Below are 9,896 nucleotides of genomic sequence, written 5' to 3'. Positions count from 1 at the left end.
GCCGGCGGTGGACGACGCCGTGGCCCAGAACGGCGGCGACCGGGCGTTCGACGTGACAAGCGTGCAGCCGCTGCTGGACGCGTCCGCCGGCGGCCACGACCACGAGGGCGAGGAGGGGCACACCGAGGAGAGCGGCGGCAAGGATCCGCACGTCTGGCTCGACCCGACCCGGTTGGCCGGCATCGGCGACCAGCTCGCCCAGCGACTCGGCACTGCCGACCCGGACCACGCCGCCGACTACACCGCCCGGGCGGCGGCCCTGCGCGCCGATCTGACGACGCTTGACGACGAGTTCAAGCACGGTCTGGCGACCTGCCAGCGGCGGGAGATCGTGACCAGCCACGCCGCGTTCGGCTACCTCGCCGACCGGTACCAGCTCGACCAGGTCGGCATCACCGGGCTGAGCCCCGACGTCGAGCCCTCGCCGCAGCGCCTCGCGCACGTGATCGAGGAGGCGAAGGAGCACCAGGCCACCACGATCTTCTTCGAGACCCTGGTCAGCCCGAAGGTGGCCGAGACCATCGCCGGTCAGGTCGGCGCGAAGACCGCCGTGCTCGACCCGATCGAAGGGCTCGCCGCCGGCAGCGACGGGGACTACCTTTCGGTGATGCGCACCAACCTGCGGACCCTGCAGACCGCCCTGGGCTGCTCGTGACCTCACCTGTCATCACCGTCGAGCACGGGGTGGTCGGCTACGACGGCCGCCCCGTGCTCCGGGACATCTCGCTCACCGTGAGCGCGGGCGAGGTGGTCGCGATTCTCGGCGCCAACGGCTCCGGCAAGTCCACCCTGATCCGCGCCGTGCTCGGCCTGGTGCCGATCAGCGCCGGCTCGGTCACCCTCTGCGACCGGCCGTTGCGCCGGTGCCGACAGTGGGCGCGCATCGGGGCCGTCCCGCCGCGCCTGGGCGCCGGCGGCGGCGGGCCGGCCACCGTCCGCGAGGTGGTGGCCTCCGGCCGGCTGGCCCGTCGAGGGGTGCTGCGTCCGCCGGGTCGGGCCGACCGGGCCGCCGTCGACGCGGCGCTGCGCGCGGTCGGGCTCGCCGACCGGGCCGGCGACCCGGTGTCCACGCTTTCCGGCGGCCAGCAGCAGCGCACCCTGATCGCCCGCGCCCTGGCCGGCGAGCCGGAGCTGCTGGTCCTCGACGAGCCGACCGCCGGGGTGGACGCGGCCAGTCAGGAGGCGTTCGCCGGCGCGCTGCGCGACTTCGTCGCCCGTGGCGGGACCGTGCTGCTCGTCGCCCACGAGCTGGGCCCGCTGCGCCCGGTGATCAGCCGGGCCGTGGTCGTCCACGAGGGTCGCATCGCCCATGACGGCGCGGTGCCGGACCCGGCCGGCCACCACGCGGAGCCCGACCACGACCACGTGCACCCGCACTGCTACGACGAGCCCGCCGGGCTGTGGAGCAACTGACCCATGGAACTCTTCCAGTACCCCTACATGCAGCGCGCCCTGATCGGCGCGCTGGTGATCGGCCTGGCCGCGCCGGCGCTCGGCATCTACCTGGTGCAGCGCCGGCTGGCGTTGATCGGCGACGGGGTGGGGCACGTGGCGCTGACCGGGGTTGGGGCGGGGCTGCTGCTCAACCGCTCACCGGTGCTGGTCGCGGTGATCGCCGCCACCATCGGCGCGATCGCCATCGAGATCGTCCGCGCTCGCGGGCGTACCTCCGGTGATCTTGCCCTGGCCCTGCTCTTCTACGGCGGTATCGCGGGCGGCGTACTCCTGGTCGGTCTTTCCGACGCGACGAGCGCGAACCTGAACGCGTACCTGTTCGGGTCGCTGACCACCATCTCGCCCGCCGACCTGACCACCATCGCGGTGCTCGGCGCGGCGATCCTGGTCACGATGATCGCGCTGCGCCCGGCGCTGTTCGCGGTGAGCCACGACGAGGAGTACGCCCGGGTCTCCGGCCTCCCGGTCCGCACGCTGAACCTGCTGATCGCGGTCGCCACGGCGGTCACCGTGACCATCGCCATGCGGGCCGTCGGGGTGCTGCTGATCAGCGCGCTGATGGTGGTGCCGGTCGCCACCGCTCAGCAGGTCACCCGGGGTTTCCGCAGCACGATGGCGGCCGCGATGGCGCTCGGGTTGTTCGCCGCCGGCTCGGGTGTCTGGGTGGCGGCCACCGCGGACACCGCGCCGGGCGCGTCGGTGGTGCTGGTGGCGATCGCCTCGTTCCTGGTGGTGGCCGTGGCGGGCGGTGTCTGGCGGGTGGTGCGCCGCCGCACGACGCCGACCGCCGCACCGGCACCGGAGCCGCACGAGGTCGTGCTGAGCTGAGCCTGCGCGGTGGACGTCGGTGGTATTGGTTACCGTTGCAGGATGACCAGCGCGACGGGCTACGACGGATTCGACGGGGCCAGCGAGTTGCTCCGCGCCCTGTCCGCGCCCATTCGGCTGGCCATCGTCAGTGAGCTGGCCGGCGGCGAGCGGTGCGTGCACGAGCTGGTCGAGAAGCTCGGGGCCGCGCAACCGCTGGTCTCACAGCACCTGCGGGTGTTGCGCGGAGCGGGCGTGGTGCGCGGCTCCCGCCGAGGTCGGGAGATCGCCTACAGCCTGGTCGACGAACACGTCGCGCACATCGTGGCGGACGCGGTCAGCCACGCCGGGGAGGGATCATGAGCGAGAGCGGCGCCGCGGTGCGCAACACCCGGCAACGCTCGGCGGTGAGCGCGCTGCTGGGCGAGATGGAAGGCTTCCACAGCGCTCAGGACCTGCACGCGATGCTGCGCCAGCGCGGCGAGCGGGTCGGCCTGACCACCGTCTACCGCACCCTGCAGGGGTTGGCCGACGCGGGTGAGATCGACGTGATGCGCCCGCCGGGCGGCGAGCACCTCTACCGCCGGTGCAGCGAGGGGCCCCACCCCCACCTGGTCTGCCGGGTCTGCGGTCGTACCGTCGAGGTGGCCGGCCCGGCCGTGGAGAGCTGGGCCGACCGGGTCGCCGCGCAGCACGGCTACGCCGACGTCAGCCACACCCTGGAGATCTTCGGCACCTGCCCGACCTGCCCGCGCTGACCGGCAGCGCCGCCGCTGGCGCGACGCTCCGGCGCGGTCGCCGGCCGGTCGCGTGCCGGGCTCACATCACTGCTGCACGGAGCGGGACGTTCGTGGCACGCTGGCCGGCGTGAAAATCTATGCCGATCGGTTTCCGACCGCCGTCCGTCAGGTGCTCACCGACCTGCTCGTCGTCGTCTGGGTGTACGCGGCGATCCGCGGTGCGCTGTGGCTGCACGACCTGGTGCAGAAGCTCGCCGTACCGGGGCAGAAGCTGGAGGGCGCCGGTAGTGGCCTCGCCGACAACCTGGGCGACGCCGGCAGCAAGGTCGGCCGGGTGCCGCTGGTCGGCGACGAACTCACCGCCCCGTTCCAACGCGCCGCCGATGCCGCCCGATCGCTCGCCGACGCCGGCCGCGATCAGCAGCACCTGGTCGACCAGTTGGCCCTCGCCCTGGCCATCGCGGTGCTGATCTTCCCGCTCGGCATCGTGCTCCTCGGTTGGCTGCCGTTGCGGGTCCGCTGGATGCGTCGGGCCGGGTCGGCGGCGAAGCTGGCGGCCGGGCCGGCCGGCCGGGACCTGCTCGCCCTGCGCGCGCTGGCCACCCAGCCGCTGGGCCAGCTGACCCGGATCGGCCCGGACGTCGCCGAGGCGTGGCGTCGCGGCGACGACGCGACTGTCGACGCTCTGGCCGCCTTGGAGCTGCGCCAACTCGGCCTGCGCGACCGGGGCCGCTAAGGTCGTCGGGTGTTCTACTTCCTCGTCGTCCTCGCCGTACTGCTGCTCGGCTACGCCGCCGTCCTGGTCTCCTTCGTCCGCCGGGGCAAGAAGATCCCACCTGCGGCGTACCTGGCGCTGGCCGGGCTCAACGGTCTGATCCTGGCGGGGGTGCTGGCCTGGGCGGTCTCCCGCTGACCAACACCGCCCGACCCGCACCGCCGCCGACCCGCACCGCCGCCGACCCGCGCCGCCGACGGCCAGTCGGCGCGGCGCGGCGCTCACGGCTTCGGGGGGATGCGGCGACGGACGTCCTCGGCGGTGGACGGGCCAGGCGACCAGCGGGCCACCCAGGGCAGCTCCTCGGACGGGGTGAGCACACCTTCCTCCAGGCCCGCGTAGCGGCCGGCGAGGATGCGCTTCGCGGCGGCGGTGTCGACCGAGTCGGTGTTGTCCCAGAGTGCGGCGAACAGGGCGTCGACCCGCACCCGCGCCTGCCGGCAGAACAGGTCGGCCAGCTCGACGTTCTCCGGTCGGCTGTCACGTTCGGCGGTGGCCCGGACGCAGACCGCCGACATCGCGAACAACTCGGCGCCGATGTCCACCACCCGGCCGAGGAACGCCTGCTTACGTTCCATCTTTCCCTGCCAGCGGGACATCGCGTAGAACGTCGACCGGGCCAGCTTGCGCGAGGAACGCTCCACCTGGCGCAGGTGCGCGGCGAGCGGGGCGAACTCGGCGTACGCCGAGGGGGTCTGCCCCCGGCCCACGGCGAGGGTGGGTAGCCACTTCGCGTAGAAGGCGCCCGCCCGCGCGCCGGCGCGGGCCTTGCGGCCCAGCCCCGCGTCCGGATCGATGATGTCGCCGGCCACCGACAGGTGGGCGTCGACCGCCTCCCGCGCGATCAGCAGGTGCATGATCTCGGTGGAGCCCTCGAAGATCCGGTTGATCCGCAGGTCGCGCAGCATCTGCTCGACGGCGGCCGGGCGTTCGCCACGGGCCGCCAGCGAATCGGCCGTCTCGTAGCCGCGCCCGCCCCGGATCTGGACCAGCTCGTCGGCGATCTTCCAGGCCATCTCGCTGGCGTACAGCTTGACCAGCGCCGCCTCGATCCGAATGTCGTTGCGGTCGTCGTCGGCGAGCAGGCAGCAGAGGTCGAGCATGGTCTCCATGCCGTACGTGGTGGCGGCGATGAAGGACAGCTTCTGCGCGACCGCTTCGTGCTCGCCCACCGGTCGACCCCACTGGACCCGGTCGGCGGCCCAGCCACGGGCCACGTTCAACGCCCACTTGCCGGCGCCCACGCACATCGCCGGCAGTGAGAGCCGGCCGGTGTTCAGGGTGGTCAGGGCGATCTTCAGCCCCTTGCCCTCGCCGCCGATGACGTTCTCGGCGGGGACGAACACGTCGTGGAACCGGGTCAGGCTGTTCTCCAGGCCGCGCAGGCCGATGAACTCGTTGCGCCGCTCGACGGTGATGCCCTCGCTGTCGCCGTCCACCACGAACGCGGTGATCCCGCCCCGGCGGCCCTCAGTGGCCGGCACCCGGGCCATCACCACCAGCAGGGTCGCCACGATGCCGTTGGTGGCCCAGAGCTTCACCCCGTTGAGCCGGTAACCGGTGCCGTCCTCGGTCGGCTCGGCGACGGTGGCCAGCCGGGCCGGGTCGGAGCCGACGTCGGGCTCGGTGAGCAGGAACGCCGACACCTCACCGGCCGCGAGCCGGGGCAGGAAGCGCTGCTTCTGCTCGGCGGTGCCGAACATCTTCAGTGGCTGTGGCACACCGATCGACTGGTGGGCCGAGAGCAGCGCGCCGATGGCCGGGCTGACCGAGCCGGCCAGCATGAGCGCCCGGCAGTAGTGCAGGTTGCTCAGCCCGAGCCCGCCGTACTTCCGGTCGATCTTCATGCCGAACGCGCCGAGGTCAGCCAGGCCGTGGAACACCGAGTCGGGTATGGAGCCGTCCCGTTCGATGGCGGCGCCGTCCACCTCGGAGGCCAGGAAGGCGCGGAACCGACCAAGGAACTCCTCCGCCCGGGCCACGTCGTCCGGGTCGGATCGGGGCCACGGGTCGATCAGGTCGAGCCGGAAGCGGCCGAGGAACAACTCCTTGCCGAAGCTGGGTCGGTCCCAGGTGGACTCTCGGGCGGCTTCGGCGACCTGCCGGGCCTCCTTCTCGGAGACCTGTCCGGCTTCCGCGGGCAGTGGCGCCGCGGCCTGGGCGGTGGCTTCGGAGTCGGGGCCGTCCGGTGCCGGTCGGCCGTTCTGCGTCGTGGTCACGGCTGCCCCCTCGAAGTTCGGTGCGGCTGCGTCGACGTGTGCGACTACCGTCACGCTACCCCCGGTTGTTACCCGGGGGTAGCGCTGCGTGCGGATCGGTGCGGTCAGCGGCCGTCGATCGTGTCCGGGTCGTCGTCATCGTCGTCGATGTCGTCCTCACCCCAGTTGCGCCGGGCGAACGGCAGGATCATCCAGAACGTGAGGAACCACAGCCCGGTCAGGGCGCTGAGCAGGAAGGCGATCGGCCGGTCCAACACGAAGTCGGTGATCAGCAGGACGGCGCTGACCATCGCGATCAGCATGAAGGCGAGACCGCCGGTGGCCATCCGGTGGGCGAACCGCACCAGTTCGGGCTTACGCCCCTGCCGGAAGAGCGCCCGGTGGAACGCCACCGGCGAGATGATCATCGCGGTGGCGGCGGCCGCCGCGAGCAACGCCACGATGTACACGTCGCGTTGGAACTCGCTGGTCCTGGTGAACCCGTTACTGAACGGCAGGGTGAGCAGGAAGGCGAAGAGGATCTGAACGCCAGTCTGAGCGACCCGCAACTCCTGCAGCAGGTCGGCGAAGTTGCGCTGCCAACGCTGCTTCTCGGTCTCCTTGGACACGCGCTACCTCCGGTGAGACGCTACTGCCGGCGGTCCCGGCCGCCGGCAGCAACGCCAATGCCCCACCCGGCCGAGCGCGAAACAGGTTCACGACATCGGCCGTTCATCGCGTGGCAACGTCAGGACCCGCGTCGGATGCGGCCCGCGTACCGGGCTTCCAGCTCGTTGTTGTGCGCGTCGCCGTCGGGGATGTTCGCCGACAGGTAGACCGGGGGCCGCTGCCCCGCCGCCAGCAACCGCGCCACGACCTCCACCGTCACCTGCTGGGCCAGCAACGCCGCGGTGATCGAGGAGACCGCGCCGACCGCGCCACCGCCGGGCAGGGGCAGCGTCGCGTCGCCGTACGGGGCACCGTTGTCGAGCACCACGTCGGCGAGGTCGCTCAGCTTGCGCCCCGACGGGTGCCGGGACGTCATCCGGCCGGAGTGCTGCGCCGAGGTGATCGCCACCAGCCCGTGACCGTGCTCCTTCACCAGCGTGGCGAACTCCACCATCGCGCCGTTGACCCCGGAGTTCGAGGCGAGCACGAAGACGTCGGTGGGGCGCACCGGGGCCAGCTCGTAGAGGCGGTGCGCGACGGCCGGGTCCCGTTCCAGCAGCGGGCCGAGCCGGTCGGCCGGCTCGCCGCCGATCAGCACCAGGTCGCGCAGCGCGATCCGGTTGGTCGGCACCAGACCACCCGCCCGCCCGGCGATCTCCATCGCGAGGGCCTCCGAGTGCCCGGTGCCGAACGCGTGCACCACGCCGTCGGCCCGGACCGCCTCGGCGATCAGGTCGGCGGCCCGCCCCACCGCCTCCCGCTGGCTGGCGGCCACCCGGCCGATCGTCTCGGTCACCACGGCCAGGTAGTCCTCGGCACTCACCGTCATACGTCCTCCGTCGTTCGATTGCCTGCCACTTAGCCGGCCCGGGCCAGGATCGCCTCGGCGAGTGGGGCCGGCGCCTCGTCCGGGATCCAGTGACTCACCCCGGACAGCTGCACGAAGCGGTAGTCCCCGGTGACGTTCGGCGCGCACGCCTCGGCGGCGGTCCGGCCGATGGCGACGTCCCGGTCACTCCAGACGTACGTGGTGGGCACCGTGACCGGGCCGACGCCGGCCAGGTCGGCGCGGGACATCGCCCGGTACCAGTTCAGGGCCGCCGTGAGCGCCCCCGGCTCGCGCATCGGGTCGGCGTACCTGTTCACCCGGGACGCGTCGCCCACCCCGCCGAGCAGCTTGCGCAGCGCGGCGGCGTGCCACGCCAGCAGCACCTTCTCCGCCTTGTCCGGCTTGCGGAACAACGCCATGTACGACGAGCGGGCCTTCTGTCCGCTGTCGGTGCTCAGGGCGTGCGCCATGGCCGCCGGATGCGGCACGGACACCGCGGTCAGTGTGTGCACCCGGTCGGGGTGCCGGGCGGCGACCGCCCACGCCACCACCGCGCCCCAGTCGTGGCCGACCAGGTGCACGGCGTCCAGCTCCAGCGCGTCGAGCACCGCCACCACGTCGGCGACGAGTTCGGGGATGCGGTAGTCGGCCACCGCAGTGGGCCGGGCGCCGGGCGAGTAGCCGCGCTGGTCCAGCGCGTACGTGCGCAGCCCACCCGTGTGCAGCCGCGGCACCACGTCGTCCCACTCACCGCTGTGCTGAGGGAAACCGTGCAGCAGCAGGACGGGCACGCCGTCCGGTGGACCGTCGACTGTCACGTCGAACGTGAGGCCTCGTGCATCAACCCGCATGATCGGAAGCGTACCCAGAAGACGGTGGGCCGGCCGCTCCCGCAGGTCAGGCGCATGCCCTGCTGGGCCCACGACCCGGGTCGGTGTTAGCGTCACCGAGACAACTTCATATCCGACAGGGGAGCGCACAGCGCTGAGAGTGCGGGTACGCCCGCAGACCCTCGAACCTGATCTGGGTAATGCCAGCGCAGGGAGTTCGGTCGACCTCCAGCCGCGCCGCAGTCCGGTGCCACCGGACGCGGCGTGCGTCTTCTCCTGGTTCTCTTCGTTGAACTGGGAGCAATCATGGACAACACCACCAACCGTTGGCGCACCATCGACATCGTGGTCGCCTCGGTGATCGCGGTCGCCTTCGGCGTCATCTTCTGGGCCTGGGGCCTGGTCTGGAGCGCCACCGAGGGCGCGTTCGCCTTCTTCCCGCCGGCGCAGACGCTGCTCTACGGCGTCTGGTTGATGCCGGCGGTGATCGGTGGGCTGGTCATCCGCAAGCCCGGTGCCGCGCTCTACTGCGAGACCGTGGCCGCGGTCCTGTCCGCGCTGCTGGGCAGCCAGTGGGCCGGCACCGTGATCCCGCAGGGGATCGTGCAGGGCATCGGCGCCGAGCTGGCCTTCGCCGCCTTCCGGTACCGGTCGTTCCGGCTGCCGACAGCCGTGCTCGCCGGCGCGCTGACCGGTCTCAGCGCCGCGTTGTTCGACTTCTTCGTCTGGAACGTCGACTACGCGCTGGCCGACTACCGCATCCCGTACGCGCTGCTCACCGTCGTCAGCGCCACCGTGATCGCCGGCGCGGGCGACTGGCTGCTGACCAGGGCCCTGGCCAACACCGGCGTCCTGGACCGCTTCCCGGTAGGCCGAGACCGCGCCCTGGTCTAACCCCCACCCGATGGCGTTGATCAAGAGGTTTGCGTCAACAGAAGCCGGTTTTCTGACGCAAACCTCTTGATCAACGTGGATGAGGCGGGGCTGGACAGGTTGGGAGGGGGTTCGGTGGGCGCTGTGGTGTTGCGGGGGTTCGGGTGGCGGCACGCCGGGCGGCGGGCCTGGGCGCTGCGCGGGGTCGACCTGCGCATCGAGGTCGGGGAACGGGTGCTGCTGCTCGGGCCCTCGGGGGCCGGCAAGAGCACCCTGCTCAGCGCGCTGGCCGGGCTGCTTCCCGACGACTCCGGCGAGCAGGAGGGCACCGTCGAGATCGACGGGCTCGACCCGCGCAAGGGGCGGGAACGGGTCGGCGTCGTCTTCCAGGACCCGGAGACCCAACTGGTGATGGCCCGCTGCGGCGACGACGTCGCGTTCGGGCTGGAGAACCGGGGGGTACCTGCCGACGAGATCTGGCCCCGGGTCGACGAGGCCCTGCACCGGGTCGGCTTCCCGTACCCCCGCGACCGCCGCACGGCGGCGCTCTCCGGCGGCGAGCAGCAACGCCTCGCCCTGGCCGGCGCGCTGGCCCTGCGCCCCGCCCTGCTGCTGCTCGACGAGCCGACCGCCAACCTCGACCCGGCCGGGGCCGACCTGGTCCGGCACGCGGTGGCCGGCGCGCTGGACGCCGACACCACGCTGATCCTGGTCGAGCAC

13 protein-coding genes and 1 riboswitch are annotated in these 9,896 nt (G+C 72.4%); of the genes, 9 read left to right on the top strand and 4 right to left on the bottom strand.

Annotated elements, in window-relative coordinates:
* The 7 genes from KBX53_RS11485 to KBX53_RS11455 all read left to right on the top strand — a co-directional run.
* Positions 1-655 (top strand): metal ABC transporter solute-binding protein, Zn/Mn family (locus KBX53_RS11485; RefSeq protein ID WP_210859073.1); only part of this gene is annotated, 655 nt, incomplete at its 5' end.
* Positions 652-1,413 (top strand): metal ABC transporter ATP-binding protein, encoded by a 762-nt coding sequence (locus KBX53_RS11480; protein WP_210859071.1) that lies wholly within the window; start codon positions 652-654, stop codon positions 1,411-1,413. The genes KBX53_RS11485 and KBX53_RS11480, both read left to right, overlap by 4 nt.
* A gap of 3 nt (positions 1,414-1,416) precedes the next feature.
* Positions 1,417-2,283 (top strand): metal ABC transporter permease, encoded by an 867-nt coding sequence (locus tag KBX53_RS11475; protein WP_030338190.1) that lies wholly within the window; start codon positions 1,417-1,419, stop codon positions 2,281-2,283.
* A gap of 42 nt (positions 2,284-2,325) precedes the next feature.
* A complete protein-coding gene (locus KBX53_RS11470) occupies positions 2,326-2,625 on the top strand; it encodes a metalloregulator ArsR/SmtB family transcription factor (protein WP_030338189.1) in 300 nt (99 codons plus the stop codon).
* Positions 2,622-3,020, top strand: coding sequence for a Fur family transcriptional regulator (locus KBX53_RS11465; RefSeq protein ID WP_210859063.1), 399 nt, complete (start codon positions 2,622-2,624; stop codon positions 3,018-3,020). The genes KBX53_RS11470 and KBX53_RS11465 overlap by 4 nt, the downstream gene beginning before the upstream one ends.
* A 109-nt stretch (positions 3,021-3,129) precedes the next feature.
* Positions 3,130-3,738 (top strand): hypothetical protein, encoded by a 609-nt coding sequence (locus tag KBX53_RS11460; RefSeq protein ID WP_210859061.1) that lies wholly within the window; start codon positions 3,130-3,132, stop codon positions 3,736-3,738.
* A gap of 9 nt (positions 3,739-3,747) precedes the next feature.
* Positions 3,748-3,915 (top strand): hypothetical protein, encoded by a 168-nt coding sequence (locus KBX53_RS11455; RefSeq protein WP_210859060.1) that lies wholly within the window; start codon positions 3,748-3,750, stop codon positions 3,913-3,915.
* A gap of 83 nt (positions 3,916-3,998) precedes the next feature.
* Here KBX53_RS11455 and KBX53_RS11450 read toward each other — a convergent pair whose 3' ends face one another.
* The 4 genes from KBX53_RS11450 to KBX53_RS11435 all read right to left on the bottom strand — a co-directional run bounded on the left by KBX53_RS11450 (position 3,999) and on the right by KBX53_RS11435 (position 8,324).
* The gene (locus tag KBX53_RS11450) at positions 3,999-5,996 is read right to left on the bottom strand and encodes an acyl-CoA dehydrogenase family protein (protein WP_030338178.1); all 1,998 of its coding nucleotides are present in this window, start codon (positions 5,994-5,996) and stop codon (positions 3,999-4,001) included.
* Positions 5,997-6,100: 104 nt separating this feature from the next.
* A complete protein-coding gene (locus KBX53_RS11445) occupies positions 6,101-6,604 on the bottom strand; it encodes a DUF6328 family protein (RefSeq protein WP_030338176.1) in 504 nt (167 codons plus the stop codon).
* A gap of 119 nt (positions 6,605-6,723) precedes the next feature.
* Complete coding sequence (locus KBX53_RS11440; protein ID WP_030338174.1) at positions 6,724-7,473, bottom strand: sugar isomerase domain-containing protein; 750 nt, start codon at positions 7,471-7,473, stop codon at positions 6,724-6,726.
* Positions 7,474-7,502: 29 nt separating this feature from the next.
* Positions 7,503-8,324 (bottom strand): alpha/beta fold hydrolase, encoded by an 822-nt coding sequence (locus tag KBX53_RS11435; protein ID WP_210859058.1) that lies wholly within the window; start codon positions 8,322-8,324, stop codon positions 7,503-7,505.
* A gap of 107 nt (positions 8,325-8,431) precedes the next feature.
* Positions 8,432-8,536: riboswitch (TPP riboswitch) on the top strand.
* A gap of 73 nt (positions 8,537-8,609) precedes the next feature.
* Between KBX53_RS11435 and KBX53_RS11430 the strand changes: the two genes are divergently transcribed.
* Together KBX53_RS11430 and KBX53_RS11425 are read left to right on the top strand one after the other, a co-directional pair.
* Positions 8,610-9,197, top strand: coding sequence for an ECF transporter S component (locus KBX53_RS11430; RefSeq protein ID WP_210859056.1), 588 nt, complete (start codon positions 8,610-8,612; stop codon positions 9,195-9,197).
* 114 nt (positions 9,198-9,311) lie between these two features.
* A partial coding sequence (locus KBX53_RS11425) for an ABC transporter ATP-binding protein (RefSeq protein ID WP_210859074.1) occupies positions 9,312-9,896 on the top strand: 585 nt, incomplete at its 3' end.

This window comes from Micromonospora sp. M51 (genome assembly GCF_018070305.1).
GTDB classification, from domain to species: Bacteria; Actinomycetota; Actinomycetes; order Mycobacteriales; family Micromonosporaceae; genus Micromonospora; species Micromonospora parva.
The sequence above is the reverse complement of the archived record's forward strand: the minus strand, read 5'-3'. Positions and strand labels throughout refer to the sequence as shown.